The following is a 23,879-nucleotide window of genomic DNA, read 5'->3' on the forward strand; positions in this document are numbered from 1 at the left end:
CCCAGGAGCAAGGGCTGGCATGACACTCCACTGGGCCCATGTGACGGCAAGCTATGTGCTGGTGCTCGGCGGCTTCGCGGCGCTGACCGCCGCCACGATCCTGCGGCTCTCCGCCGCGCGGCGGCGGCTGGAGGCGCTGGACCCGCGGGCCCGGCGGATGCAGGACACGACATGACACGAAAGCGCCGGCGGCTCTGGCTGCTGCTGCTGTGCGGGCTGGGGCTCGGCAGCGCCACCGCCCTCACCCTGACGGCCTTCCAGGACAACCTGGTCTTCTTCCGCAGCCCCTCCGACATCGCGCGGGAGGCGCCGCCGCCCGGCCGCGCCTTCCGCCTGGGCGGGCTGGTGGAGCCCGGCAGCGTGGCGAAGGAGACCGGGCCGGACGGCCGGCCCGAGGCCCGCTTCCGGGTGAGTGACGGGCCGAACGCCGTCGCCGTCACCTATGCCGGCGTGCTGCCGGACCTGTTCCGGGAGGGCCAGGGCGTGGTCACGCTCGGCAAGCTCGGCCCCGACGGCGTCTTCCGCGCCAGCGAGGTGCTGGCCCGGCACGACGAGACCTACATGCCGCCCGAGGTGGCGGAGGCCCTGAAGAAGAGCGGCCACTGGAACCCGGCCCAGGGCGCGCCGCCGCCGGCCGCGACCTGGAACACGCTCGAGCCCGGGAAGTCGCCGGCGCAAGGGCGGAGCGGGTCGTGAGGCCAGGGATGGGCCGGACGCTGCGGCAGGATGCCGCCATGGCCGGGCGCGACCCGGCCATCCTTCCCGGGGCGCGTGGCTTCGCCGACGTCGCAGAGCGGCCCGGCTCGCCGCGAGGAATGCGCGCATGATCCCCGAACTCGGCCATTTCGCGCTCGCCCTCGCGCTCGCCCTCGCCCTCGCCCAGACCCTGGTCGGCCTCTGGGGCGCGCACCGGGCGGAGGCGCGGCTGATGGCGGCAACCGGCCCGATCGCCGCCGGCATCCTGATCGCGGTCGCCGCCGCCGCCGGCTGCCTGGTCTGGGCCTATGTGGTCAACGACACCACCGTCCTGAACGTCGTCCAGAACAGCCATTCCGCGAAGCCGCTGCTCTACAAGATCAGCGGGACCTGGGGGAACCATGAGGGCTCGATGGTCCTCTGGGTCCTCATCCTCGCCCTTTGCGGCGGCGCGGTGGCAGCCTTCGGGACCAACCTGCCCTCGGCCCTGCAGGCGCGGGTGCTCGCGGTGCTGGGGCTGATCGCCGCCGCCTTCCTCGGCTTCATCCTGGCGACCTCGAACCCCTTCAGCCGGGTCTGGCCGCCGGCGCCGGACGGCCAGGGGCTGAACCCGATCCTGCAGGACCCCGGCCTCGCCTTCCATCCGCCGCTGCTCTACCTCGGCTATGTCGGCTTCGCCGTGACCTATGCCTTCGCCGTCGCCGCGCTGATCGAGGGGCGGGTGGACGCGAACTGGGGACGCTGGGTCCGCCCCTGGGCGCTGGCGGCCTGGTCCTTCCTGACCCTCGGCATCGCGCTTGGCTCCTGGTGGGCCTATTACGAGCTGGGCTGGGGCGGCTACTGGTTCTGGGACCCCGTCGAGAACGCCTCCCTCCTGCCCTGGCTGGCCGGCTGCGCCCTGCTGCACTCCGCGGCCGTGGTCGAGAAGCGGGAGGCGCTGAAGACCTGGACCGTCTTCCTCGCCCTCGTCGCCTTCGGCATGAGCCTGCTCGGCACCTTCCTGGTGCGCTCGGGCGTGCTGACCAGCGTGCATGCCTTCGCCAACGACCCGGCGCGGGGCCTCGTCATCCTGGCGCTGCTCGCGGTCTTCATCGGCGGCGGCTTCGCGCTCTTTGCCTGGCGCGCCGCGGCGATGGTCCCGACCGGCGTCTTCGCGCCGCTGTCGCGGGAAGGCGCGCTGGTGCTGAACAACCTGCTGCTCTGCTCCATCGCCGCGGTGGTGCTGGTCGGCACGCTCTACCCGATGTTCGCCGACCTGCTGCTGAAGGAAAAAATCTCGGTCGGGCCGCCCTTCTTCAACCTCGCCACCCTGCCGCTCGCCGTGCCGCTCATCCTCGGCATGGGCGTCGGGCCGCTGCTGGCCTGGAAGCGGGCGCGGCTCTGGCCGGTGCTGCAGCGCGTCTGGTGGGCGGCGCTCGCCGGCCTCGCGGCCCTGCTGCTCTGCCGGGCGCTGGCCGGCGAGCGGATCGGCCCGGCGCTCGGCTTCGGCGCGGCGCTCTGGACCATCGCGGCCGCCCTCGCCGACATCGCCGACCGCATCGCCCTGTTCCGCCGGCCGCAATCGGCCTGGGCGCGCGCCCGCTTCCTGCCGCGGGCCGCCTGGGGCGGGGCGCTGGCGCATGCGGGGCTCGGCGTCACCATCCTCGGCCTCGCCGGCATGGGGCTGGCCACCGACAAGCTCGCGCTGCTCAAGCCGGGCGAGGCGACCACGCTCGCCGGCGTCGAGTACCGCCTGACCGGCATCACGACGGTGCAGGGCCCGAACTGGACCGCCCGCCGCGCGACGGTCGAGCTGCGCGAGGGCGGCGCGCTGATCACCACCATGCAGGCGGACAAGCGCAGCTTCGCCGTCTCCCGCATGAACACGACCGAGGCCGCGATCCACACGACCTGGGCGCGCGACCTCTACCTGGTCATGGGCGAGGAGCGCGACGGCGGCGCCGTGCTGCGCATCCACGACAACCCGCTGGCGCCCTGGATCTGGCTCGGCGCCGCCATCATGGCCCTCGGCGGCGGCCTGTCGCTCAGCGACCGGCGGGTGCGCGTCTCGGCGCCGGCGGCCAGGGCGGTGCGGGCGGAGGCGCGGGCATGAGCGAGGCGAGCGCCCGGAACGCTACCCCAGGCGCCACCCCTGGCCCGGCGCCCTCGCGCCGGCGCCTGCTGCTGCTGGCGCCGCTCGGCGTCGCGGTCGCGGCGGGGGCGGGCTTCTACGCCATGCTGCGGGGCCTCGGCACCGGCAGCTACAACCCGAAGGGCGTGCCCTCCGCCCTCATCGGCAAGCCGGCGCCCAACTTCACCCTGCCGCCGCTCGACGGCGCGGACCGCCCGGCGCTCGCCGCCGCCGACCTGCGCGCGGCCGGCCGGCCGGTACTGGTGAACTTCTTCGCCTCCTGGTGCGTGCCCTGCGTCATCGAGCACCCGGAGCTCATGAAGCTCTCGCGGGGGGGCATCCCGGTCCTCGGCATCGCCTACAAGGACAAGCCCGCCGACGCGCTCGGCTTCCTGCAGAAGCACGGCAACCCCTACCAGCGGCTCGGCGTGGACCAGCCCGGGCGGGTCGCCATCGACTGGGGCCTCTACGGCGTGCCGGAGACCTATTTCATCGACCGGGACGGCATCATCCGCTGGCGCTGGGCCGGGCCGGTGACGGAGGAGACGGTGGCGCAGCAGCTCCGCCCGCTCCTGAAGACCTACGCATGACACACCTGTTCCCCGCCCTGCGGGCGGCCGCCACGCTAACCCTGCGTGCAGGGCGGATCATCGTGATCGGCGCCCTGCTCGCCGCGCCGGCGCTGGCCGCCGTCTCCGACCCCGCGGAGATGCTGCGCGACCCGGCGCAGGAGGAGCGCGCGCGGCAGATCGGCCGCGAGCTGCGCTGCATGGTCTGCCAGAACCAGTCCATCGAGGACAGCGATGCCGAGCTCGCCCGCGACCTGCGGCGGATCGTGCGGGAGCAGGTCTCGGCGGGACGCAGCGATGGCGACATCATGGCCTACCTGCACGACCGCTACGGCGACTTCGTGCTGCTGCGCCCGCCGGTGAAGCCGGAAACCTGGCTCCTCTGGGGCACGCCGGTGCTCGCGCTCGGCCTCGGCCTCGCCATGATCCTCACCGCGCGCCGCCGCCGCACCGCCGCACCCGCCGCGGCGCCCGAGGAGCTCTCCGCCGCGGAGCGCGCGCGGCTCGCCAGCCTCGAGGACGGCCGAAGCGCGTGAGCTGGTTTCCCTTCTGGCCGCTGCTCGGCCTGCTGGCCGTGGCGGCGCTCGCGCCGCTCGCCTTCGCGCTGCTCGCCCCGCCCCGCGCCCGCGGGCGGCGGGAGGCCGACCTCGCCCTCTACCGCGCCCAGCTCGCCGAGCTGGAGCGGGAGAAGGAGGCGGGACGGCTGGACGAGCCGGCGCACCGCGCCGCGACGCTCGAGGTGCAGCGGCGGCTGCTCGCGGCGCCGGCCGAGGCCGGGCCGGAAGCGACGCGCGGCGGGCGCCGGCTGCTGGGCGCGGCGCTGCTGGCGGCGCCGGCGCTCGCCCTCGGCCTCTATTGGCTAGGCGGCATCCCGGACATGCCCTCCGCCCCCTACGCGCTCCGGCAGGAGGCGGCGACGCGCGACGAGGAGATCCTCGGCCGGCTGCGGGAGCGCCTGGCGCAACTGCCGGCCGACAGCGAGCAGGCCCGCCAGGGCTGGGAGCTGCTGGGCAATGCCGAGCGCAGCCGCGGCAACCTGCCCGCCGCGGCGGAGGCCTATCGCCGCGCCCTGCGCGGCAGCTTCGATGCCGAGCTGACCGGGCAGCTCGCCCAGGTGCTGCTCGAGGACGGTAAGGTGGAGGAGGCCGGCTCCCTGCTGCGCGCCGCCCTGCCGCAGGCGCCGCAGAATATCGGCCTGCGCTTCCTCGCGGGGCTGGCGGAGGCACGCGCCGGCCGCAACGACAGTGCGCGCGCAGCCTGGCGGGCGCTGATCGCCGATGCGCCCCCCGAGGCACCCTGGCGGGCGATGGTGGAGCGGCGGATGAACGAGCTGCCCTGAAGGAAGCAAGAGCGGGGGAAGGTATTCCCGTTGGACGCCTTCGGCGTCCAACCCCCTTCTATTTCTCTGAGTCGATACTCGCCGCGCGGCGGCGACCGACTCAGAAAAAGGAAGGGTGGGGCTCGGGGAGGGAACACTTTTCCCTCCCCGACCTGACCGCGTCGAGCAAGGATCAGCTCGGTCCTTCGTCGGCCTCCGCCGCCGCCAGCCAGGCGCGGATCTCGGCGCCGTGCTCGCCAAGGTCCGGGGCGCGGCGGCGGATGACGGCAGGCATGTCGGCGAGGTGGACCGGCGGCGCGAGGTGCTGCAGCGGCCCGCGCTCCGGATCCTCGAAGACCGCCACCGCCCCGCGCGCCACCGCCTGCGGGTGCGCCAGGGCCTCATCGTAGGAGAGCACCGGCTCGCTCGGGATGCCGGCCTCGCTGAAGGCCGCCAGCCAATGCGCGCTGTCCTGCCGCGCCAATGCCGCCTGGATCAGCGGGATGAGCTGGTCGTTGTGCTTCACCCGCTCGGCATTGCTGGCGAAGCGGGGGTCGGCGGCGAGCTCCGGCTGGCCGATGATGCCGCAGAGCGCCCGGAAGAATTTCTCCTTGCTGGCGCCGAGGGTGATCCAGCCGTCGCGCGTGCGGAAGACGCGGTAGGGCGCGCTGCCGCGATGGAGCTGCCCCAGCCGCTCCGGCCGCGTGCCATGGGTGAAGACATGCGCGGCCTCATAGACGCCGAGCGCCAGGCCCGCCTCCAGCAGCGACTGGTCGATGTGCTGGCCGCGTCCCGTGCGCTGCCGCGCCTGCAGCGCGCCGAGGATGGCGATGGCGCTGAACATGCCGGCGGTGACATCGGTGATGGCGATGGGCAGGCGATAGGGCTCGCCCTCCGGCGGGCCATTGCCGGCCATGAGCCCCGACATACCCTGCGCCATCATGTCGAGCCCGCCATGCGTGGCCCAGGGGCCGGTCTGGCCGAAGCCGGAGATGGAGCAGGTGACGAGTCGCGGATTGGCCGCCCGCAGCGCCTCGGGTCCCAGTCCCAGCCGATCGAGCGTGCCGGGGCGGAAATTCTCGACCAGGACATCGGCGCGCAGCGCGAGGCGCCGGACCAGCGCGACGTCCTCCGGGTTCTTCAAATCGGCGGTGATGCTGCGCTTGTTGCGGTTCCAGACGGCGAAGGGCTGGCTGCGCCCGTCGACGAAAGGCGGCATGCGGCGGGCGTCGTCGCCGCCTTCCGGGCGCTCCACCTTGATGACATCGGCGCCCATGTCGCCGAGCAGCATGGTGCAGTAGGGGCCGGAGAGGAAGTTGGTGAGGTCCAGCACCACCAGCCCGTCGAGCGCGCCCTGCATCGCCTGTCCTCCCGCCTCTGCGGCGAGTAGACCGCGGCGCGCGGGGGCTGGCAAAGGGGCGCGGCGATGACGACGGGTGGGGACGAGCAAGCGCGCTGCCCGCGCTGCGGCGCGGGGTTCCGCTGCACGCCGGCAGGCCGCTGCTGGTGCATGGACCTGCCGCCGGCCGGGCTGCCGGTGGCAGCAGGTGCGGGCTGCCTCTGCCCGGCCTGCCTGGCCGCGGCGGCGGGAGCCAGCACGGGTCCGACACCGCGGCCACGCAATCTGCCGGACCGCACCTGACGCCATGTCGCGGCGTGCGGTCCTGTCGGGAATGTCCTGTCCGGCCATCGGCAGTCCGATGCGCCAGGCTTTTGATTTACGACCGGATTCACGCCTCCAGGCGTTTCCGCCCTGCGGCGATCTGCTCCAGTGTACCGACCCCAACGGAGGATTCACGGCGGCTGCCGCGGTGGAATCCTCCGCCTGGGTCAATGCATCAGCGGCGGCCGCACGCCGATTTCCGGACAGGACGGCTGAGCAACGCGCCCAGTCTGCCAGGTGCGCATCACGCGGCGCCGTCGACCGCATGCAGGGGGCTGACAGCGGCTGCTATGTCAGCTCCAACCATTGTTCGGCATGGTCTGCCAGATGTGCCGCAGGTCGGCCGGGGCGGCAATGAATGCGCCGCCTCGGGTGAACACCTCCAACCGTCCGTCCCAATTCACACCGACGGCCGGTTTGTCCCACATATGGTCGCCCTGGAGACTATCCCACGCGCTCCAGCCGCCTTCCGGTTGCTGCCAGATGTGCCACAGGGTTCGATCAAACCGAATGGCGAAGGCCTCCAGGCGCCCATCCTCGTTCGATGCCACGGCGGGTGGGGTGTTGAGGTCGCCGCCCAGATCTTCCCAGGCGCTCCAACTGCCGCCCGGCACGTTCTGCCAGATGTGGAGAAGTCCACCTTGGGGGCTCCGCGCGAAAAGCTCGAGCCTGCCGTCCGCGTTGCGCCCGACATCGAGGATCGGGTCGACCTGTCCGCCCAACGGTGCCCAACTGCTCCAGGCGCCTCCCGGGGTAAGCTGCCAGATGTGGTACACCGCGCCATCACTGCCGCGGACAAACACTTCCAATCTGCCGTCGAGATTGCTGGTGACGGCTGGCGCATAGACGTAGCCACCCAGCGACACCCAGTTGCTCCATCCCCCTTCGGGCTTCTGCCAGATGTGGAACAGGTCGTGCCCCTGGCCGACCGCGAAGACCTCCAACCGGCCATCAAGGTTGTTGGCCACGTTCACCCCGCCAACCACGCCGCCCAAGCTCTCCCAGCCGCTCCAGTTGCCTCCCGGGTAGACCTGCCAGTTGTGCACCAATGCACCGTCCGGCCCATTGACCGAGAAGACTTCCAGCGCCCCATTGCCGTTGCGCCCGATGGCCAGGTCGCCCGCTCTCAACCGGCCGCCCAAATTATCCCATACGCTCCAGCCACCGCCTGGCGTTTCCTGCCATATGTGCAGCAGCTCACCATTGCCGTTGCCTGCGAAGACTTCGAGGCGACCGTCGCCGTTTCGGCTCACCTTGCACGGCCATGCAAGCGATTGGCCCAGGCTCAAATCTCCCATCTTTCTTTTCTCCTGCGATGAAATGCAGAGCGAACCGCGCTGCTGAGCCGGCCATCAGGATGTACGCGACGCAACGCGCAGAGCGGTTTGTGTCATGATGCAGTCGTTGGCGTTGGCCGGGGCGCAATGCGCGTATCCTGTCCATGGTCGGACCCTGCGCCAACCAGGGATGACGTTGCTCCCCAGCCTCAATGTACTGTCTGTATTCTGGCGCACGGATCGACGCCAAGACCGCCGGAGAGCATCTCCACCTCGTAACTGCCGAGGTTGTCTATTAATTATAAATGATGTACTATGCTCGGAACTGCTGTGCTGAGCATTGAGGATTGTGAATGAGCGGCACGATTCGGAGAGCCGTGCCGGCCGATGCACGCCGCGGCACGCCCACAAGGGGTACGTCCGCTTCCTCGACGCCGTCGAGCGTGCCGGCCACGCCGGCACGGTGATCCACGCCATCCTCGACCACTGCGCCACCTGCGCGCACCGGAAGTTCCAGCAGTGGCTGGCCGGCCATCCGCGCTGGGTCTTCCACCTCGCGCCGAGATCGGCGTACTGGATCCAGGCTGTCGAGGGCTTCTTCTCGGCGATCACCCGCAGGCGCATCCGCTGCGGGGCCTTCAAGTCGGTCCCCGCCTGCAGGACGCCATCACTCACCACATCCGCAATCTCGATACCGGCGCCAAGCCCTTCGCCTGGACCAGGCCTGCTGAAACCATCCCGGGCAAGCTGGCCAGGCGTCCTGCACCTTCTGTTCGAGTCGATGCACCAGGGCCGCCGGCGGCGCTCCATCGCCGCGGCCGGCCCGTCTCAGGCGCCGGGTTCCTCGGGCTCGCTCAGCGCCCGCGCGGCGCGGATGGCCTCGCTGATCTCGGTGCAGCCGGACCGCTGCAGGCTCTGCAGGAATTCCAGGGCGAAGCGCTGCGCCGGCCGGTCCGGGCCCGGGCCGCGGCTGCGGCCGCTCTCGGCCGCCCGGCCGATGGCGTCGTCGTTCATCGTCCGCCGGGGCGCGCGCCCTTGGGTCTGCTGCCAGGCCTGGTTGAGGATCTGGCCGTAGCGCTGGGCGGTGAGGGTCGAGGCGGGAGGCAGCGGCTGTAGGTTCGGCATTTCCATCCACCTTTCGTCGCCGGATCCACCGGCTGGCAGAGGGATAGGCCGCGAAGCCCCCGCAGGCACACACAACTCAGAGTTAGACAATTTGCTGGTTTCTTGCCGCTCCTGGCCGGGTGTCCTGCCTGGCCGATCGACAGCCTGCTCTGCAATGCCGGGCAAATGGTGACCGCACGCCGCCCAGCGACGACGCGTCGGCCTCGGAGTCCGTCGCGCCACGCACTCAGGCACCCGGAGCGGGTGGCGGAGGGAAGCGCTTCAGAAAGGCCACGGCACGCGGCAGCGCGTCATGAAGGAATTGGTCCGGCTCGCGCAGCCAGAGCCCGTCATAGGTCCTGGACTTGGCTTCCGAAATCAGGACATCCGCAGGCAGTTCGATCGGCGTCGCGTTCCAGCCGGGCCACCAGCGTTGCGCCTTGCGCCATGTGTGAGCACGGTATCGCTCGGCATCGGAATAGCCGTGATAGTCGAAGACCCAGCCACCCGAGGCAACGTAGATGTGGTTGCCCGTGAACCCCGCATCGGGCTTGAGCCAGATCGCCCGCAGCGACCCTGTCCGGTACCGCTCCATGAAAGCGTAAGCCAGGATATGGCAGGCGCCGGCGGCGAAGAAGACGCGATCCGGCAATGCCCATCGCAGGTGCGGATCGCGCTTCTTCAGCCTTTCGATGCGATACATGCGGACAGCGTAAGGCCCATGGCCTTGGCTGGCGACGCATGACGCCTTCCCGTTCGTGCCGGCATTCTTCATCGGCTGAGCAGGATGCGTCCCGCGTCATCCTGGCTACAGGTTGAACGCCACGCTCCCCGTCGAGGCCGTGTCGTAGCCGCCCATCCGCGCCGCCCGTGCCGCGAACCCCGTCGTCCGCGTGAAGGCCCATAGCCGCTGCATCGGCACCTCGAAGAAGTGCCGCCGCGGCATCACCAGGTCGAAGCGCTCGCGCAGCAGCGGCACGAAGCCGAGCGCCCGCGCCGCCGCCTCCGCCCGGATGCCGAAGCCGGCATCGGCGCGCCCCTCCGCGACCGCCGCCGCCACCTCGTCCTCGGCCAGCGCCGGGTCGGCCAGGAAGCGCACGGCGTCCAGCCGCACCCCGGCCTCGGTCAGCAGATGGGTCAGCAGCACATGGCTGCCGGCGCGCGGCTGCCGCCCCACCACGCGGATGCCGCCGCCCGCCAGGTCCGCGGCGCGCGCCAGGCCGCGCGGATTGCCGGGCGGGACGATCAGCCCCTGCTCCCGCCAGGCCCAGGTGAGGCCGACCACGCCGCGCCCCGCCAGCACCTCCCGCACCGCCGGTTCGTTGAAGGCCCCGGTATCGGGATCGACCAGATGCGTCGCCGCCGCGACAGCCGTCCCCTCCGCGACCGCCGTCAGGCCCTCCAGGCTGCCGCCTGCCCGCAGCGCCAGGCCGCAGCCGGATTGCCGCACCGCCCAGTCCAGCAGCGGGTCGTGGCTGCCCGCCAGGATCGGCGGCGGGTCGGCGGGCGCCGCGCCCTCGGCCTGCGCCGCCAGCCAGCGCTCCAGCCGCGCGCGCGGGAAGAGCCATTTGCCGCCCAGTTGCGCCGCCGGGACGCGGCGCGTGCGGGCCAACTCGTAGAGCGTCCGTTCGGAGAGGCGGAGCCAGGCGGCGGCCTCCCGCAATGTCAGCACATCCGGCATATGGCGGCAGAATCCGGCAGATTCCGGCAAGGTGCCGGGCACCTCCGGCAATTGACCCCTGCCGCTGCCGCCCGCAACTAGGCAGGCAGTCCGGAGCGCATCGTGAACGACCTTGGCAGTGCCCTCTCGACCGCCCTCGGGCTGGTCGTCTCCGCCGATCCGGCGGTGGCGCAGGTCGTGCTGCTCAGCCTGCGCGTCAGCCTGGGCGCGGTCGCCGTCGCGGCGCTCATCGGCCTGCCGCTCGGCGCGCTGCTGGCCGTCGCGCGTTTCCCCGGGCGCGGCGGCCTGGTGGTGGCGCTGAACGCGCTGATGGGCCTGCCGCCGGTCGTCGCGGGGCTGCTGATCTACCTGCTGCTCTCGCGCTCCGGCCCGCTCGGCCCGCTCGGCCTGCTCTTCACCCCGACCGCCATGGTGATCGCCCAGGCCGCGCTGATCGCGCCGATCCTCGCGGCCCTCGCGCGGCAGGTGCTGGAAGGGCTGTGGGAGGAATATGCCGAGCAATTCCGCTCCTTCGGCGCCGGGCCCTGGCGCGCCGTGCCGACGCTGCTCTGGGACGGCCGCTTCGCGCTGCTGACGGTGCTGCTGGCCGGCTTCGGCCGCGCCGCGGCGGAGGTCGGCGCGGTCATGGTCGTCGGCGGCAATATCGAGGGCTTCACCCGCGTCATGACCACCGCCATCGCGCTCGAGACCAGCAAGGGCGACCTGCCGCTGGCCCTCGCCCTCGGGATGGTGCTGATGGCGATCGTGCTGGTGGTGAATGCGCTGGCCCAGGGGCTGCGCGAGGCCGCGCTGCGCCGGGCCGGCTGATGCGCGCGCCGGAGACCATCCTGCCGCTGCGCGCCGAGGGGCTCGGCTTCGCGGCGAACGGCGTCGCCATCCTGCGCGACGTGTCGCTGACCATCGAGGCCGGCGACCCGACGCTCATCATCGGCCCGAACGGCGCGGGGAAGAGCGTGCTGCTCCGCCTGCTGCACGGGCTGCTGGCGCCGAGCGCGGGGCGCATCGCCTGGGCAGGCGCGGCCGGCGATCCGGCGCGCGGGCAGGCCATGGTCTTCCAGCGCCCGGTGCTGCTGCGCCGCTCGGTCCTCGGCAATGCGCTCTATCCGCTGCGCCTCGCCGGCCTCGCGCGGGCGGAGCGCGCGCGGCGCGCGCGCGAGGCCCTGGCGCTGGTCGGCCTCGACGCGCTGGCGGACCGCCCGGCGCGCCGCCTCTCGGGCGGGGAGCAGCAGCGCCTGGCGCTGGCCCGCGCCGCCGCGCTGCATCCGGAGGTGCTCTTCCTCGACGAGCCCTGCGCCAGCCTCGACCCCGCCGCGACGCGGGCGGTGGAGGAGATCGTCGCGACCCTCGTCCGCCGCGGCACCAAACTCGTCATGACCACGCACGACCTCGGCCAGGCGCGCCGCCTCGCCGGCGAGGTCGTCTTCCTCCATCGCGGCCGGGTGCTGGAACAGGCGCCGGCCGGCCGCTTCTTCGCCGCCCCCGCCACGCCCGAGGCCGCCGCCTTCCTCCGCGGCGAGTTGGTGTGGTGAGCCAGGACAGACAAGGGACGCCATGACCTGGATCCGCCGGACGCTCCTCCTCGCCCTCCTCGCCTACGCCGCGCCGGCGCTCGCACAGGAGCGGTTCGTCGCGCCGGAGGCGCGCGGGACCATCGTCGTCGCCAGCACCACCAGCACGGAGCAGTCCGGCCTCTTCGGCCGTATCCTGCCGCTCTTCACGCAGCAGACGGGGATCGCGGTGCGCGTCGTCGCGCTCGGCACCGGCCAGGCACTGGATGTCGGCCGCCGCGGCGATGCCGACGTGGTCTTCGTCCATGACCGCGCGGCGGAGGAGAGATTCGTCGCCGAGGGCGCCGGCGGTCCGCGGCACCACGTGATGTACAACGACTTCGTCATCGCCGGCCCCTCCGCCGACCCCGCGAAACTCGCCGGCCTGCGCGACAGCACGGAGGCGCTGCGCCGCATCGCCGCAGCGAAGGCCCCCTTCATCAGCCGCGGCGACCGCAGCGGCACCCATGCGGCGGAGCTGCGGCTGTGGCAGGCGGCGGACGTCGATCCCGCGACCGGCCGCGGCCAATGGTACCGGGAGATCGGCCAGGGCATGGGCCCCGCGCTCAACACCGCCGCAGCGCAGGACGCCTATCTCCTCGCCGACCGCGGCACCTGGCTCTCCTTCCGCAACCGGCAGGGGCTGACGGTTCTCGTCGAGGGCGACACGCGGCTGTTCAACCAGTACGGCGTCATGCTGGTGAACCCGCAGCGCCATCCGCATGTGAAGGCGGCGGAGGGACAGCGCTTCGTGGACTGGATCCTCTCGCCCGCCGGCCAGGCCGCCATCGCATCCTACAAGATCAATGGCGAGCAGCTCTTCTTCCCCAATGCGGCGCAGCCGGAGTCGGCCTCGTGAGCCCGCCCTGGCGCCGGCGGCGCGATCGACCCATGTCACCCATGCCAAGGCCGGAGACACAGGCACCATGCTGAAGCTGTCCGCCCGCAACCAATTCCCCGGCACGATCCAGGAGGTCCGCAAGGGCGCCACCACGACGCATGTGCGGATCGAGGTCGCGCCGGGCGTGGTCTTCACGGCATCCATCACCAACGAATCCGCCGAGGAGCTCGGCCTCGCCCCCGGCCAGCGCGCGGTTGCCGTGGTGAAGGCCTCCGACGTCATGGTCGGGACGGAGAGCTGAGCGCCATGCCCGCCGGCCGCCGCGCGCTGCTCGCCGCCTCGCTCGCGGGCCTCGCCGCGCCGGCGCGGGCGGAGCGGCGGGTGGGCGACGCGACGGGGCGGCGCATCGGCGTGCCGGACCGCATCGCGCGCGTGGTCCCGGCCGGGCCGCCGGCGGCGATCCTGCTCTATACCCTGGCGCCCGAACTGCTCGCGGGCTGGCCCGCCCGTCCCCCGAGCCCGGCCGAGGCCGCCTTCCTCACGCCCGAGGCCGCGACGCTGCCGCAGATCGGCCGCCTGACCGGCCGCGACAACACCGCCAATCTCGAGGCGGTGCTGGCGCAGCGGCCGGACCTCGTCCTCGACTACGGCGCCACCGGCCCGACCTACGTGTCCCTCGCCGAACGCATCCGCGAGCAGACCGGCCTGCCCGCCCTGCTGCTGGACGGCGCCCTGCCGAAGATCCCGGAGACCTACCGCCTGCTCGGCGGGATCCTCGACCGCCCGGCCGAGGCCGCGGCGCGCGAGCAGGACGCGACGCGCATCCTCGCCGGCGCCGCCGAGGCAGCCGAGACGCTGCGCGCCCGCGGCCGGCCGCGCGTGCTCTATCTGCGGGGCCCGCGCGGGCTGGAGACCGGCCTCGCCGGCTCCATCAACACCGAAATCATCGAGGCCGCGGGGGCGGAGAACGTCGCGGGCAGCGCCCTCGGCCCCGGCGGCCTGGTGCAGATCAGCCTGGAGCAGGTGCTGGCCTGGGCGCCCGACTGGATCATCTGCCAGCACCCGGATGCGCTGGCCCAGGCGCGGCAGGACCCGCTCTGGCGCGCCCTGCCGGCGGTGCAGGCTGGGCGGATCGTCCTGCTGCCCGGATTGCCTTTCGGCTGGATGGACTTCCCGCCCTCGGTGAACCGGCTGCTCGGCCTGCTCTGGCTGCCCGTGCTCTTCGGCGTCCGGCCGCGCGAGGGACTGGCCGAGGCCGTCGCCGGGTTCCACGAACGCTTCTACCACCGCCGTCCCGCGGCATCGCAGGTCGAGGCCCTGCTGCGCCCCGCCCTGCCCCCGGCGTGAGTGCATCGGCGGTCCCGGCGCCGCGGCCGCGCGCGCTGCGCGGTGCGCTCGCCTGGGGGATCGGGGTGGCGGCGCTGCTGGCGGCGGTGCTCGGGGCGCTGGCGGTCGGCCGCTTCCCCATCGCGCCGGCGGAGTTGCCGGCAATCCTGCTGGGGCGGGCGGAGGGGCCGGCGGCGCTGGTCTTCTGGAACATCCGCCTGCCGCGCGCCGCCGCCGCCATGCTGGTGGGCGGCTGCCTCGCCGCGGCGGGCGCCGCCTTCCAGGGCATGTTCCGCAACCCCCTCGCCTCGCCCGACCTGCTCGGCGTCTCGGCCGGCGCCTCGCTCGGCGCGGTGCTCGGCATCTTCCTCGGCCTGCCGGTCGCGGCCATCCAGGGTCTCGCCTTCGCCGGCGGCATCGCCGCGGTCGCCGCCGTCGCCGGGCTGGCCGGGGCGGTGCGGGGCCAGGGAGACCCGGTGCTGGTGCTGGTGCTGGCCGGCATCGCCCTCGGCGCGCTGCTGGGCGCCGCGATCAGCCTGCTGAAGGTGCTGGCCGATCCCTACAACCAGTTGCCCGCCATCACCTTCTGGCTGCTCGGCACGCTCTCGGCGGCGACGCGCGGCGATATCCTGGCCGCGGCGCCGCCGGCGTTGCTCGGGCTGCTCGGCCTGCTGCTGATCCGCTGGCGGCTGAACCTGCTGACGCTCGGCGAGGACGAGGCACGCGCGCTCGGCGTCGAGACCACGGCGCTGCGGGCCGCGGCGGTCGGCTTCGCCACGTTGGCGACCGCCGCCGTCACGGCCCTTGCCGGCGCCATCGGCTGGGTCGGGCTGGTGGTGCCGCACATGGCCCGCATGCTGGGCGGGCCGGACCTGCGGCGGCTGGTGCCGCTCTCGGCCCTGCTCGGCGCCGCCTTCCTGCTGGCGGTGGACACCATCGCCCGCAGCGCCGGACGGGTTGAGGTGCCGCTCGGCATCCTGACCGCCGTGCTGGGGACGCCGCTCTTCCTCTGGCTGCTGGCCCGGGCACGGCGGGGCCTGGCGTGACGGCGCTGCTCGAGGCGCGGGACCTCGCCATCGGCCATGGCAGGCGGGTGGTGGCGGAGGGCATCTCGCTGGCGCTCAAGGCCGGGCGGGTGCTCTGCCTGCTCGGGCCCAATGGCGGCGGCAAGACGACGCTGCTGCGCACGCTGCTCGGCCTGATCCCGCCGCTGTCGGGCACGGTGCGGCTCTCGGGCGAGGACCTGCGCGGCCTGCCGCGGCGTGAGGTGGCGCTGCGCCTCGCCTATGTCCCGCAGGCCGCGCCGGGCGGTTTCGCCTTTCCCGCGCGGGAGGTGGTGGCGATGGGCCGCGCCGCCCGCCTGCCGCTGCTGGCCGCGCCCGGCCGCCGCGACCGGGAGGCGGCGGAGGCGGCGCTCGCCCGGCTCGGCATCGCGCATCTCGCGGACCGGCCGGTGACGGAGCTTTCGGGCGGCGAGCGACAATTGGTGCTGATCGCCCGCGCCCTGGCGCAGGAGGCCGCCTGCCTGGTGCTGGACGAACCGACCGCGAGCCTCGATTTCGGCAACCAGGCGCTGGTGCTGCGGCAGATCCGGGCGCTGGCGGCGCGCGACGGCCTCGGCGTGCTCATGACGACGCACCATCCCGACCACGCCTTCCTCGTCGCCGATGCCGCGGCGGTGCTGCATCGCGGCGGGCTGGACGGCCCGGCGCCACCCGAGGCGATCGTCACGCCCGCCAGGCTGCGCGCGGCCTATGGGGTGGAGACGGTGATCGGTACGGTGGAGACGCCGGAGGGGCCGCGCCGGGTCTGCGCGCCGGTGGTCGCGGGCGGGATGGCGGCCACGCCGCCGCGCTGACCCCGCCGCGCGTCGCGGCGGCCGTGATAGCCTCGGCCCTGCCGGTCCCGCCGGCCCTGGAGCGGCCTCGCGCCGCGTCATGCCCTTGCCTGCCGAGCAGATCCACGCCCCCGCGCGCACCGGCACTCTGCTCCAACCGGAGGAAACAACCATGACCGCCACCCGCCGCGCCCTGCTGGGCGCCGCCGGCCTCACCCTGGCCGCGCCCGCCCTGGTGCCGCGTGCGCTCGGCCAGCCGGTCGACCGCTACCCCGACCCGGCCGTGCAGATCCTCGACCCCGCCTTCGCCCGCTACCGCTTGCCCGCCGCGGCGGTCGAGCGGCTCTGGACCGGGGCGCGCTGGAGCGAGGGGCCGGTCTGGTTCGGCGACCAGCGCTGCGTGGTCTGGTCCGACATCCCGAACAACCGGATGCTGCGCTGGTCGGAGGCGACGGGGCAGGTGGACACCTTCCGCCAGCCCGCGAACAACGGCAACGGCAATACCCGCGACCGGCAGGGACGCCTGATCACCTGCGAGCACCTGACGCGGCGCGTGACGCGCACCGAGCCGGACGGCGCCATCACTGTCATCGCCGACCGCTTCGAGGGCAAGCGGCTGAACAGCCCGAACGACGTGGTGGTGAAGAGCGACGGCAGCATCTGGTTCACCGACCCGCCCTTCGGGATCCTCGGCTTCTACGAAGGCGAGGCGGCGCAGCCGGAACTGCCCACCAACATCTACCGGGTGGACGGCCAGACCGGGCAGGTCACGGTGGCGACCGCGGAAGTGAACCGCCCCAACGGCCTCGCCTTCTCGCCCGACGAGTCGAAGCTCTATGTGGTGGAATCCGCCGCGACGCCGCGCGTCATCCGCGTCTTCGACGTGGACGGCGCGACCGGGCGGCTGTCCAACAACCGCGTCTTCTTCCGCTGCCAGGAGGGCGAGACGCCCGATGGCTTCCGCCTCGACGTTGACGGCAACATCTGGTCCGGCTGGGGCATGGGCCGGGAGGAGCTGGACGGCGTGCGCATCATCAGCAAGGACGGCGCGCCGATCGGTCATGTCCGCCTGCCCGAGCGCTGCGCCAATCTCTGCTTCGGCGGGCGGCACCGCAACCGGCTCTTCATGGCGGGCAGCCGGTCGCTCTATGCGCTCTACGTGAACACTCAGGGCGCGCCCGGCGGCTGACATCGACGCGCGCGACGGCTGGCGCCTGCCCGCGGCCGCCGACGCCGCGCGATGTTCGATCGCGATACGGGCGGAGGCCGGCGCGGTGCCGCCGCGAACCGGCCCGCCCGGGCATCCAGGCACCTGCGCCTTGCCGTGGCCGGCGCCGCTGGTATCGATGCCCGCGGCACCGAAGGGGGAGCACTGCCATGTCCGTCCAGGGTCCGGTCTATCTGCGCTGGCGCGCCGGGCGCCCGCTGCCGGAGGAGGAGCGCTTCGAGACGGCGGACGACGCGCTGGACGCGGTGGAGGCGCGCTGGGAGAGCCTCCAGCACCAGGCGCCGCAACTGCTCGATGCGCGCCGCGTGCTGCTGCTGAGCACCGCGGAACTGGCGGCCGTGGTCGCGGAGAGCCAGGAGGGGCCGGCGGAGGGCGACTGACCCGGCGCTGGCGGGCGGGCGGCAGGGCGCGTCGCCAGCCCGGTCACCTGTCGGTCAGCGGGCCGGAGGGAGCGCGGGCGCGTCCCATTCATGAAGCAGCAAGGAGTCCGGCGCCACGGCAGGGTCGGCCCACAGGCGTGTCCACATGTATGTCCACAAGCCTGGGGATAAGTTCGCGTCTTGCGGTCCGCGGGGTTTCGCCTGGCGCGCGGCGGCCCGGCGCGGCAGGCCCAGACCCATGGCGGATCGGGCGGGGCCGCGGGCTGGGAAGGCCATGTCCTGGTGGCGCCGCCGCTGCCGATCGCTCCGGCATGGCCGCCCCGCGCGCCGCGGCTATACTGCCGCAGGGACGAGACCCGCAGAGGAACCGCGTCATGCCGCATGACGGCCACCACAGCCACGACATCCCGCCGGACAGTTGGAAGCATACCGGCGTGCGGGTGATCCCCGGCGACCAGCTCGACACCAACACGGCGCAGACGCCGGGCATGAACCGCGCGGCGGCGATCAATGCCGCCCGCGTCGGCGCGCAGAAGATCTGGGCCGGCACGGTGCACATCCATCCGAATGCCAAGACCGGCGCCCACCATCACGGCGCGCTGGAGAGCGTGATCTACATCGTCTCCGGCCGCGCCCGCATGCGCTGGGGCGAGCACCTGGAATTCGTCGCCGAGGCGGGGCCCGGCGACTTCATCTTCGTCCCGCCCTATGTCCCGCACCAGGAGATCAATGCGAGCACGGAGGAGACGCTGCGCTGCGTCCTCGTCCGCTCCGACAACGAGGCCGTCGTGGTCAACCTCGACATCGAGCCGGTGGAGAAGCCGGAAGAGGTCCTCTGGATCGACCCGATCCACAAGAACGGCGGGGTCTGAGGCGCCAGCGGCGTCTCAATCCACCCGCGCACCGGCGAGCGTCACGACCCCCGGCCAGCGCGGCACATCGGCCGCGAGGCGCGCCGCCAGCGCCTCGGGCGGGCCGGGCACGGGCTCGAAGCCCTGGGCGGTGAGCTGCGCCGCGACCTCCGGCAGCGCCAGGATGCGCGCCACCTCGGCATTCAGGCGGCGGATCACCGCCGCCTCCGTCCCGGCCGGGGCCAGCAGCCCCTGCCAGGAGGTCACCTCGAAGCCGGGAAGGCCGCTCTCGGCCAAGGTCGGCACCTCGGGCAGCGCCGGCGCGCGCGCCGCAGTGGTGACGGCGAGTGCCCGGAGGCGGCCGGCGCGCACATGCTCGGTCGCGGCCGGCAGGGTCAGGAAAACCGCGTCGATATGCCCGGCGATCAGGTCGGCCATGGCCGGACCGCCGCCCTTGTAGGGGATGTGCGTCCACTCGGCGCCGACGCGCGCCTTCAGCAGCTCCGCCGCCAGGTGGCCGATGCTGCCGTTGCCGGGCGAGCCCAGGGTGACCGCCCGCCGCCGTGTCAGGTCGAGGAACGCCGCCAGCGTCGCCGCCGGCAGGCCCGGGCGGACCACGAGAAGCTGCGCCGTCCGCACCGTCTGGATCACCGGGGCGAAGTCCCGCAGCGGGTCGTAGCCGACCCTGGGGTAGAGCGCCGGGTTGATCGCCAGGCTGTCCCAGCCGACCAGCAGCGTATGCCCATCCGGCTTGGCGCGCGCCACCATCTCGAAGGCGATATTCCCCCCGGCGCCGGCGTGGTTCTCCACGACCACCGGCTGGCCGAGGGCATCCGAGAGGTGGCGGGCGATGAGCCGCGCCAGCGGATCGACGCTGCCGCCCGGAGCGACGGGCACGATGAAGCGGAGCGGCCGGTCCGGCCAGGCCTGCGCCGCAGCGGGCCGGGCCAGCGCCGCCAGTGCGGCGGCGCCGAGCAGCGCGCGCCGGCCGCGCGGCTCAGACATGGCCGTGGAAGGCGAAGATGGCGGCGGTGGTCACATCCTCCGAGGGCGGCGTCTCCGCCGGCCCGGCCGCGGCCAGCAGCGCGAGCGCGCCGGCCAGCGCCAGCACCAGCGCCGCCTCCGGCGGCAGGACCGGCAGGGCGAGGCTGGCGAGCAGCAGCGACAGCGGCATGGGACACCTCTCGGGCATTCCCGGCGGCCGGGGCGGCGCGCCGGCAGGGCGGCAGGCCCCACCGGACGCCGTCCCGCGGCGGATGATTCACCGCCATGATGCGTGCGTCAATCCAATGGACGACACACGAGCGCATTTTAGGTCCCGGTCTCCGCGCCGGCCTCGCCGAGCGCGGCTAGGATGGCATTGACCATCGGCTTCATGTGGAAGCTCTCCTCCGGCATGACGGCGACCTCGGCGCCCGCCCGCGCCAGCGTCTCCGCCACCACCGGCCCGACGGCGGCGATACGCGTGCGGCCGAGCGCCGCCCGCAGCCGCTCAGGCCCGGCGATCTGCTCCAGTCGCCGCACCTGCGGCGTCGAGGTGAAGACGGCGAGATCGACCCGCCCGGCCTCCATCGCGTCCAGCATCGCCGCGACCCGCGCATCGTCCTCCTTCGAGGCATAGGCATAGGGCAGCACCGGGTCCGGCTCCGCCCCCGCGCCGCGGAGGAAGTCGAGCAGCAGGTCGTTCGGGTTGTCGGGGTAGAGCTGCACGCCGACCCGCCGCCCCCGCAGGTCCTGCCCCTTCAAGGTCTCGATCACCCCCGCGGTGGTCGGCTCGGCCGCCGAGAGGTCGGCGCCGAGGCCGACCGCGCGCAGCCGCGCCTGCGGCTTCGGCCCGCGCACGATCCGCCGCACCCCGCGCAGCGCGGCGAGGAAGGCCTCCTCGATCCCGGCGCGCTGGGCGACGCCCTGCAGGCGCGAGAGGCCCTCCCCGGTCAGCAGGATCAGGTCGTCGGGCGGGGTGGCGATGAAGCGGCGCAGCCAGGCCTCGACCGGCGCCGGGTCGGGCGCGTCGATGATGGCGACCAGCGGGCAGCGCAGCGCCTCGGCGCCGTGGCGCTCCAGCATGCGCGCCAGCACCTCCAGCTCCCGCGTCTCGGGCACCATCACCCGCCTTCCCGCCAAGGATCCGCTCATGCCGCCTTCCCTTCCATCACCGCCGAGGCCGCGCGCCGCGGCGCCCGCCGCGTTGCCCGTCCCATGGGCTGCTTCGCCACCTCGCCATGACGGAACACCACGAGCTCGCCGGGTTGCATCACCGTCCAGGCCTCGTCGCGCGTGAGCGGCCGGGTGGCGACCACCGTCACCACGTCGCGCGGCGTCGTCTCCTGCTCGAAATTCACCGTCAGGTCCTCATCCACCAGCGTCGCCGGGCCGAAGGGGGCGCGGCGCGTCAGCCAGGCGAGCCTGGTCGCGCAGTGGCAGAAGAGGCTCCGCCCGTCCGAGAGCAGCATGTTGAAGACGCCGAGCGCCGAGAGGCGCCCGGCCAGGGCCGCCACCGCCCCGGCCAGCTCCCGGTCCGAGGGTGCGGTGGGGAAGCGGGTGCGGAGCTGCTCCATCAGCCAGCAGAAGGCGTGCTCGCTGTCCGTGCTGCCGATGGGGCAATAGGCGCCGAGCCGCCAGCGCTTCACCCCCTTGAGCTGGCCATTGTGCGCGAAACTCCAGGGCCGGCCCCAGAGCTCCCGCTGGAAGGGGTGGGTGTTCTCGAGCGCGATGCGGCCGCGATTGGCGCGGCGGATGTGGCAGATGACGATGTTGGACTTGATGGGATGGCTGCGGACGAATTGCGCGACCTCCGACCGCGCGGCGGGGCGCGGGTCGTGGAAGGCGCGGCAGCCCTTGTCTTCGTAGAAGGCGATGCCCCAGCCATCGGCATGCGGCCCGGTCTGCCCGCCCCGTCGCATCAGCCCGGCGAAGCTGAAGGTGATGTCGGTGGGGACGTTGGCGCTCATGCCGAGGAGCTCGCACATGCGGGCAGCCTAGTCCCGCGGAGCGCGGGCCGGAAGCGGCGGGGAAGGCTCTGCCTTCCCCGCACCCCATCCGCCAAGGGCTCAAGGCCCTTGGATCCCGCGATTTTATCCGCGGGCGGCGGGATTCGGACAAAGGTCCGGCCCGGATCGTGGCGGAACGGGGGCAGGCTCACGGCTCCGCCCAGCGGCGGTCTCAGGGCCTGCCGGCATAGTGGCGGAGGATGCGGAGCCATTCGCGCAGGTCCTTGAAGGGCAGCGAGAGCGGCGCGTCGCGGTGGGCGCGGAGGATCTGGGCGATCGCGCCCTCGGCCTGCGCGAACCAGTGGGGGCGGCAGAGATGGACGGGCAGCACCGGCATGGCTGAGAGGATCCCGACGCGCTCCGCCATGACGGCCGCATCCATGCCGAGGACGCGCATGGCGCGGCGGGCCGCGCGGACGACGAAGAACTCGATGGCGCGGAGCGGCGCCGGGGCGGCGCGGTCGGCGCAGGCGCCGACCAAGCGCATCCAGAACCCCATGCGGGCGAGGCGGCGGAAGTGGCGGCTGACCGTGTCCGGCTTGCCGTACTCGGGCGGGAGGGTGTGCCAGGGCTGGCCGGAAGCGGCGATGCGGAACATGCCGTCGATGCGGTGGCGTGCATCGGCCAGGGGGCGGCCCTGGCCCATGACGACGGTGCGGAGGTGGGGGAGGATGGCGGCCCACTCAGCATCGGTCATCGGGGCCCAGGGGCGCTTGGGGGTGTACCGGCGGTGGGAGGGTGGGCGGGGCATGGGGGACTCCCGGGGTGGCGGGCGGGAGCCATGAGAGTATAGGATTTTTTTCCGTTTAGGAAGGGGCGATTGCATGACGGGTGCCGTCTTGCTCAATGCCCCCCCAGAGTAGTCGATTTGTTGCGATTTAGCTTTGATGCTAAAGCCGGCCGGCGTTCGCGCATGCGTATTCAGGGTACTCGGAAGGTCGGCACTCGACCCCAAGCAGACATTCGTACCGGACTTGTGCACCGCGAAAACCGAGCTTGGCTCACGGGTGAATTCCCGCTGCAGAAGTCTTAACTTGTGCAAGAAGGGCATGCGTTCGGGGCGGCGAAAGTGGAGCCGGCTTATATTGAGCCGAAAGGTAGGAGATGTTCGCCCAGTCCGGCTCCCGAGGCTAATGCTCGATCGAGGCGCTTTTCTGGCGATTGCTGGGGCCGGCCCTGTTCCCCAATCTTGTAGAAAGGTCCGCACGGGTGGCTATACTACCTTTGTGACGGCCAAGTTGGTCTTTGTCGAGGTCCAGGCTAAGATGGTCGACGTTGCGAAGATCCCAAGTTTGATGCGGGCACAAAGTCCGAGCTGGGGCAATGCGGCCCGACTCCAGGATGTTTGGTTCGGCAATCCCAGCGCAATTGCTCCAGCCTACGCCTCTCCCGACACCACCACAATTAAAATGGATTCTTGGCTGCTGACCTTTCCGCGAGCCAAGAAGATTTATGACTTTGAAATTGTTGCTGGTGAGTACTGGAAAACCCCTGCTGCGGAAGCATCGCTGCGCAACAAGATCGAAAAGCGCGGCATACTGTCGGGCGGTCCGCTGCGCTTCGGCGATTTAGGGCGGCCGGTCGATGTTCAAGACCGTGAACACTATCAAGGCATGCCGGTGTCGAGCAGGATGGCCTCCGACCCGCTAGACGATCTATTCGGCGCTCTTGGCGACTATAACCTTCGCTTTGTGGCCGAGGGGCGAGCCGAACCGCAGGGCGGCAGCGACTGGCTGATAACGGTGGAGCGGGTTGGCATTTATGTGCAGGACAGCTTTGACTTCAACGGCCATCAGCCGTTAGGATTCTGGAACGAGGTGTCGAGGCAGGTTAGTAAGACGCCGGGCTTTGGCTATGACCTTGTGGACAATGGCGACTATCGTGATTGGCGTATCGCGCATAGCGCAGGCGGTGATTTTATCGTCTTTTCCGACGTAAAGGTTATCTCGCAAGCAACCCCCTGGAGCTTTCACGCCACAGGCGGTACCGGCACTCCGACGATGCCGCCCACTCCGACGATGCCGCCCACGTCCTCGCCGTCTGCACTGCCCCCCTCCATCGCGCCCTCCGTCTCGGAGCTAACGGTGCGGCGCGGCGACACACTCTCTAGTTTGGCGCAGCAACATTACGGAGATTGGCGGCTGTGGCCCCTGATCTGGGACCAAAACCGGACTGCAATCGGCCCTCAGCCCTCGGCAGTAAGCATCGGCACGCGATTGCGTCTTGCGTCATTAACAAGCTTCTCCTCGGTGCTTATCACCGACGCTCGCAGGCGCGCGCCAAAGTGGAAAAACAACGAGATCATCCCTTAATCGCAAGCGGCGTTCAAAGCACCTTTTCCGAAAGTCTTGATTTACGCGCCAGCTCCTGTGGCTCTTCGTAGCGGGGTTCGTTCGGGTCACCGAAGGTCTGCAATCCGCCCAAATCGGATCCTCGCCGTGCAGAGCGCCCGCACGGTCGA

General features: G+C 72.3%; 28 protein-coding genes and 1 pseudogene. 19 read left to right on the forward strand and 10 right to left on the reverse strand.

Going from position 1 to position 23,879, the window contains the following annotated elements; translation table 11 throughout:
• Nucleotides 1-19 precede the first annotated feature (19 nt).
• From Q7A36_RS22340 to ccmI, 6 genes are all read left to right on the forward strand, one after another.
• Nucleotides 20-175, forward strand: a complete 156-nt coding sequence (locus Q7A36_RS22340) for a hypothetical protein (RefSeq protein WP_305105967.1) — start codon at nt 20-22, stop codon at nt 173-175.
• Nucleotides 172-696, forward strand: a complete 525-nt coding sequence (ccmE, locus tag Q7A36_RS22345) for a cytochrome c maturation protein CcmE (RefSeq protein WP_305105968.1) — start codon at nt 172-174, stop codon at nt 694-696. The genes Q7A36_RS22340 and ccmE overlap by 4 nt, the downstream gene beginning before the upstream one ends.
• A 127-nt stretch (nt 697-823) precedes the next feature.
• Nucleotides 824-2,788: a heme lyase CcmF/NrfE family subunit gene (locus Q7A36_RS22350; protein WP_305105969.1), complete on the forward strand. Its 1,965-nt coding sequence runs from the start codon at nt 824-826 to the stop codon at nt 2,786-2,788.
• Nucleotides 2,785-3,396 carry a DsbE family thiol:disulfide interchange protein gene (locus Q7A36_RS22355; protein ID WP_305105970.1) on the forward strand — a complete coding sequence of 204 codons (612 nt, stop codon included), beginning with the start codon at nt 2,785-2,787 and terminating at the stop codon, nt 3,394-3,396. The genes Q7A36_RS22350 and Q7A36_RS22355 overlap by 4 nt, the downstream gene beginning before the upstream one ends.
• Nucleotides 3,393-3,911 carry a cytochrome c-type biogenesis protein gene (locus Q7A36_RS22360; RefSeq protein WP_305105971.1) on the forward strand — a complete coding sequence of 173 codons (519 nt, stop codon included), beginning with the start codon at nt 3,393-3,395 and terminating at the stop codon, nt 3,909-3,911. The genes Q7A36_RS22355 and Q7A36_RS22360 overlap by 4 nt, the downstream gene beginning before the upstream one ends.
• Nucleotides 3,908-4,714, forward strand: coding sequence for a c-type cytochrome biogenesis protein CcmI (ccmI, locus tag Q7A36_RS22365; RefSeq protein ID WP_305105972.1), 807 nt, complete (start codon nt 3,908-3,910; stop codon nt 4,712-4,714). Before Q7A36_RS22360 ends, ccmI begins: the two co-directional genes overlap by 4 nt.
• Before the next feature lie 172 nt (nt 4,715-4,886).
• Here the strand turns inward: ccmI and Q7A36_RS22370 are convergent, their stop codons facing one another.
• Nucleotides 4,887-6,053 (reverse strand): CaiB/BaiF CoA transferase family protein, encoded by a 1,167-nt coding sequence (locus Q7A36_RS22370; protein ID WP_305105973.1) that lies wholly within the window; start codon nt 6,051-6,053, stop codon nt 4,887-4,889.
• Nucleotides 6,054-6,119: 66 nt separating this feature from the next.
• On the opposite strand from Q7A36_RS22370, the gene Q7A36_RS41620 reads away from it, so the two are divergent.
• On the forward strand, nt 6,120-6,335 hold the full coding sequence (locus Q7A36_RS41620; RefSeq protein WP_370655695.1) for a cysteine-rich CWC family protein: 216 nt from the start codon (nt 6,120-6,122) through the stop codon (nt 6,333-6,335).
• A 314-nt stretch (nt 6,336-6,649) separates the two neighbouring features.
• On the opposite strand, the gene Q7A36_RS22375 is transcribed toward Q7A36_RS41620, so the two are convergent.
• Nucleotides 6,650-7,654 (reverse strand): hypothetical protein, encoded by a 1,005-nt coding sequence (locus tag Q7A36_RS22375; protein WP_305105974.1) that lies wholly within the window; start codon nt 7,652-7,654, stop codon nt 6,650-6,652.
• Nucleotides 7,655-8,015: 361 nt separating this feature from the next.
• Between Q7A36_RS22375 and Q7A36_RS22380 the strand changes: the two are divergent.
• A pseudogene (locus tag Q7A36_RS22380) lies at nt 8,016-8,404 on the forward strand (IS630 family transposase); the annotation flags it as partial.
• A 57-nt stretch (nt 8,405-8,461) separates the two neighbouring features.
• Here Q7A36_RS22380 and Q7A36_RS22385 read toward each other — a convergent pair.
• The 3 genes from Q7A36_RS22385 to Q7A36_RS22395 all read right to left on the reverse strand — a co-directional run bounded on the left by Q7A36_RS22385 (nt 8,462) and on the right by Q7A36_RS22395 (nt 10,418).
• Nucleotides 8,462-8,764, reverse strand: coding sequence for a hypothetical protein (locus tag Q7A36_RS22385; RefSeq protein WP_305105995.1), 303 nt, complete (start codon nt 8,762-8,764; stop codon nt 8,462-8,464).
• 220 nt (nt 8,765-8,984) lie between these two features.
• Entirely contained in the window at nt 8,985-9,440 is a 456-nt protein-coding gene (locus Q7A36_RS22390; protein ID WP_305105975.1) for a hypothetical protein, read from the reverse strand.
• A 105-nt stretch (nt 9,441-9,545) separates the two neighbouring features.
• Nucleotides 9,546-10,418 (reverse strand): helix-turn-helix transcriptional regulator, encoded by an 873-nt coding sequence (locus Q7A36_RS22395; RefSeq protein ID WP_305105976.1) that lies wholly within the window; start codon nt 10,416-10,418, stop codon nt 9,546-9,548.
• Between the two features lie 102 nt (nt 10,419-10,520).
• Here Q7A36_RS22395 and Q7A36_RS22400 point away from each other — a divergent pair, with 102 nt between their 5' ends.
• The 10 genes from Q7A36_RS22400 to Q7A36_RS22445 all read left to right on the forward strand — a co-directional run bounded on the left by Q7A36_RS22400 (nt 10,521) and on the right by Q7A36_RS22445 (nt 18,449).
• Nucleotides 10,521-11,225 carry an ABC transporter permease gene (locus Q7A36_RS22400; RefSeq protein WP_305105977.1) on the forward strand — a complete coding sequence of 235 codons (705 nt, stop codon included), beginning with the start codon at nt 10,521-10,523 and terminating at the stop codon, nt 11,223-11,225.
• Nucleotides 11,225-11,947: an ATP-binding cassette domain-containing protein gene (locus Q7A36_RS22405; RefSeq protein ID WP_305105978.1), complete on the forward strand. Its 723-nt coding sequence runs from the start codon at nt 11,225-11,227 to the stop codon at nt 11,945-11,947. The genes Q7A36_RS22400 and Q7A36_RS22405 overlap by 1 nt, the downstream gene beginning before the upstream one ends.
• 22 nt (nt 11,948-11,969) lie before the next feature.
• Nucleotides 11,970-12,824: a substrate-binding domain-containing protein gene (locus Q7A36_RS22410; protein ID WP_305105979.1), complete on the forward strand. Its 855-nt coding sequence runs from the start codon at nt 11,970-11,972 to the stop codon at nt 12,822-12,824.
• Between the two features lie 70 nt (nt 12,825-12,894).
• Nucleotides 12,895-13,107 (forward strand): TOBE domain-containing protein, encoded by a 213-nt coding sequence (locus Q7A36_RS22415; RefSeq protein ID WP_305105994.1) that lies wholly within the window; start codon nt 12,895-12,897, stop codon nt 13,105-13,107.
• Nucleotides 13,108-13,112: 5 nt separating this feature from the next.
• Nucleotides 13,113-14,153, forward strand: coding sequence for an ABC transporter substrate-binding protein (locus Q7A36_RS22420; RefSeq protein ID WP_305105980.1), 1,041 nt, complete (start codon nt 13,113-13,115; stop codon nt 14,151-14,153).
• Nucleotides 14,150-15,178: a FecCD family ABC transporter permease gene (locus Q7A36_RS22425; RefSeq protein WP_305105981.1), complete on the forward strand. Its 1,029-nt coding sequence runs from the start codon at nt 14,150-14,152 to the stop codon at nt 15,176-15,178. The genes Q7A36_RS22420 and Q7A36_RS22425 overlap by 4 nt, the downstream gene beginning before the upstream one ends.
• Nucleotides 15,175-15,990 (forward strand): ABC transporter ATP-binding protein, encoded by an 816-nt coding sequence (locus Q7A36_RS22430; protein WP_305105982.1) that lies wholly within the window; start codon nt 15,175-15,177, stop codon nt 15,988-15,990. Before Q7A36_RS22425 ends, Q7A36_RS22430 begins: the two co-directional genes overlap by 4 nt.
• 151 nt (nt 15,991-16,141) lie before the next feature.
• Complete coding sequence (locus tag Q7A36_RS22435) at nt 16,142-17,158, forward strand: SMP-30/gluconolactonase/LRE family protein (protein WP_305105983.1); 1,017 nt, start codon at nt 16,142-16,144, stop codon at nt 17,156-17,158.
• Nucleotides 17,159-17,346: 188 nt separating this feature from the next.
• A complete protein-coding gene (locus Q7A36_RS22440; RefSeq protein WP_305105984.1) occupies nt 17,347-17,577 on the forward strand; it encodes a hypothetical protein in 231 nt (76 codons plus the stop codon).
• Nucleotides 17,578-17,951: 374 nt separating this feature from the next.
• Nucleotides 17,952-18,449, forward strand: coding sequence for a cupin domain-containing protein (locus Q7A36_RS22445; RefSeq protein ID WP_305105985.1), 498 nt, complete (start codon nt 17,952-17,954; stop codon nt 18,447-18,449).
• Nucleotides 18,450-18,464: 15 nt separating this feature from the next.
• Here Q7A36_RS22445 and Q7A36_RS22450 read toward each other — a convergent pair whose 3' ends face one another.
• The 5 genes from Q7A36_RS22450 to Q7A36_RS22470 form a co-directional block, all read right to left on the reverse strand.
• Nucleotides 18,465-19,433: a tripartite tricarboxylate transporter substrate binding protein gene (locus Q7A36_RS22450; RefSeq protein WP_305105986.1), complete on the reverse strand. Its 969-nt coding sequence runs from the start codon at nt 19,431-19,433 to the stop codon at nt 18,465-18,467.
• Nucleotides 19,426-19,602 (reverse strand): hypothetical protein, encoded by a 177-nt coding sequence (locus Q7A36_RS22455; protein ID WP_305105987.1) that lies wholly within the window; start codon nt 19,600-19,602, stop codon nt 19,426-19,428. Before Q7A36_RS22455 ends, Q7A36_RS22450 begins: the two co-directional genes overlap by 8 nt.
• A 137-nt stretch (nt 19,603-19,739) precedes the next feature.
• Nucleotides 19,740-20,564 (reverse strand): uroporphyrinogen-III synthase, encoded by an 825-nt coding sequence (locus tag Q7A36_RS22460; RefSeq protein ID WP_305105988.1) that lies wholly within the window; start codon nt 20,562-20,564, stop codon nt 19,740-19,742.
• Nucleotides 20,561-21,397 carry a class II glutamine amidotransferase gene (locus Q7A36_RS22465; RefSeq protein WP_305105989.1) on the reverse strand — a complete coding sequence of 279 codons (837 nt, stop codon included), beginning with the start codon at nt 21,395-21,397 and terminating at the stop codon, nt 20,561-20,563. The genes Q7A36_RS22460 and Q7A36_RS22465 overlap by 4 nt, the downstream gene beginning before the upstream one ends.
• Nucleotides 21,398-21,590: 193 nt before the next feature.
• Nucleotides 21,591-22,169 carry a transposase gene (locus tag Q7A36_RS22470; protein WP_305105990.1) on the reverse strand — a complete coding sequence of 193 codons (579 nt, stop codon included), beginning with the start codon at nt 22,167-22,169 and terminating at the stop codon, nt 21,591-21,593.
• 487 nt (nt 22,170-22,656) lie between these two features.
• On the opposite strand from Q7A36_RS22470, the gene Q7A36_RS22475 reads away from it, so the two are divergent.
• Nucleotides 22,657-23,730 carry a DUF6402 family protein gene (locus Q7A36_RS22475; RefSeq protein ID WP_305105991.1) on the forward strand — a complete coding sequence of 358 codons (1,074 nt, stop codon included), beginning with the start codon at nt 22,657-22,659 and terminating at the stop codon, nt 23,728-23,730.
• The last annotated feature ends 149 nt before the right edge of the window (nt 23,731-23,879 follow it).

The sequence above is a fragment of the Paracraurococcus lichenis genome, assembly GCF_030657435.1.
GTDB classification, from domain to species: Bacteria; Pseudomonadota; Alphaproteobacteria; order Acetobacterales; family Acetobacteraceae; genus Paracraurococcus; species Paracraurococcus lichenis.

Coding starts and splice junctions, on each gene's coding strand:
- Q7A36_RS22435 (WP_305105983.1), top strand. CDS start 16,142: ATGACCGCCACCCGCCGCGCCCTGCTGGGCGCCGCCGGCCTCACCCTG.
- Q7A36_RS22455 (WP_305105987.1), bottom strand. CDS start 19,602: ATGCCGCTGTCGCTGCTGCTCGCCAGCCTCGCCCTGCCGGTCCTGCCG.
- Q7A36_RS22360 (WP_305105971.1), top strand. CDS start 3,393: ATGACACACCTGTTCCCCGCCCTGCGGGCGGCCGCCACGCTAACCCTG.
- Q7A36_RS22370 (WP_305105973.1), bottom strand. CDS start 6,053: ATGCAGGGCGCGCTCGACGGGCTGGTGGTGCTGGACCTCACCAACTTC.
- Q7A36_RS41620 (WP_370655695.1), top strand. CDS start 6,120: ATGACGACGGGTGGGGACGAGCAAGCGCGCTGCCCGCGCTGCGGCGCG.
- Q7A36_RS22405 (WP_305105978.1), top strand. CDS start 11,225: ATGCGCGCGCCGGAGACCATCCTGCCGCTGCGCGCCGAGGGGCTCGGC.
- Q7A36_RS22390 (WP_305105975.1), bottom strand. CDS start 9,440: ATGTATCGCATCGAAAGGCTGAAGAAGCGCGATCCGCACCTGCGATGG.
- Q7A36_RS22450 (WP_305105986.1), bottom strand. CDS start 19,433: ATGTCTGAGCCGCGCGGCCGGCGCGCGCTGCTCGGCGCCGCCGCACTG.
- Q7A36_RS22355 (WP_305105970.1), top strand. CDS start 2,785: ATGAGCGAGGCGAGCGCCCGGAACGCTACCCCAGGCGCCACCCCTGGC.
- ccmE (WP_305105968.1), top strand. CDS start 172: ATGACACGAAAGCGCCGGCGGCTCTGGCTGCTGCTGCTGTGCGGGCTG.
- Q7A36_RS22395 (WP_305105976.1), bottom strand. CDS start 10,418: ATGCCGGATGTGCTGACATTGCGGGAGGCCGCCGCCTGGCTCCGCCTC.
- Q7A36_RS22470 (WP_305105990.1), bottom strand. CDS start 22,169: ATGCCCCGCCCACCCTCCCACCGCCGGTACACCCCCAAGCGCCCCTGG.
- Q7A36_RS22465 (WP_305105989.1), bottom strand. CDS start 21,397: ATGTGCGAGCTCCTCGGCATGAGCGCCAACGTCCCCACCGACATCACC.
- Q7A36_RS22375 (WP_305105974.1), bottom strand. CDS start 7,654: ATGGGAGATTTGAGCCTGGGCCAATCGCTTGCATGGCCGTGCAAGGTG.
- Q7A36_RS22350 (WP_305105969.1), top strand. CDS start 824: ATGATCCCCGAACTCGGCCATTTCGCGCTCGCCCTCGCGCTCGCCCTC.
- Q7A36_RS22385 (WP_305105995.1), bottom strand. CDS start 8,764: ATGGAAATGCCGAACCTACAGCCGCTGCCTCCCGCCTCGACCCTCACC.
- Q7A36_RS22420 (WP_305105980.1), top strand. CDS start 13,113: ATGCCCGCCGGCCGCCGCGCGCTGCTCGCCGCCTCGCTCGCGGGCCTC.
- Q7A36_RS22340 (WP_305105967.1), top strand. CDS start 20: ATGACACTCCACTGGGCCCATGTGACGGCAAGCTATGTGCTGGTGCTC.
- Q7A36_RS22460 (WP_305105988.1), bottom strand. CDS start 20,564: ATGAGCGGATCCTTGGCGGGAAGGCGGGTGATGGTGCCCGAGACGCGG.
- Q7A36_RS22410 (WP_305105979.1), top strand. CDS start 11,970: ATGACCTGGATCCGCCGGACGCTCCTCCTCGCCCTCCTCGCCTACGCC.
- Q7A36_RS22440 (WP_305105984.1), top strand. CDS start 17,347: ATGTCCGTCCAGGGTCCGGTCTATCTGCGCTGGCGCGCCGGGCGCCCG.
- Q7A36_RS22445 (WP_305105985.1), top strand. CDS start 17,952: ATGCCGCATGACGGCCACCACAGCCACGACATCCCGCCGGACAGTTGG.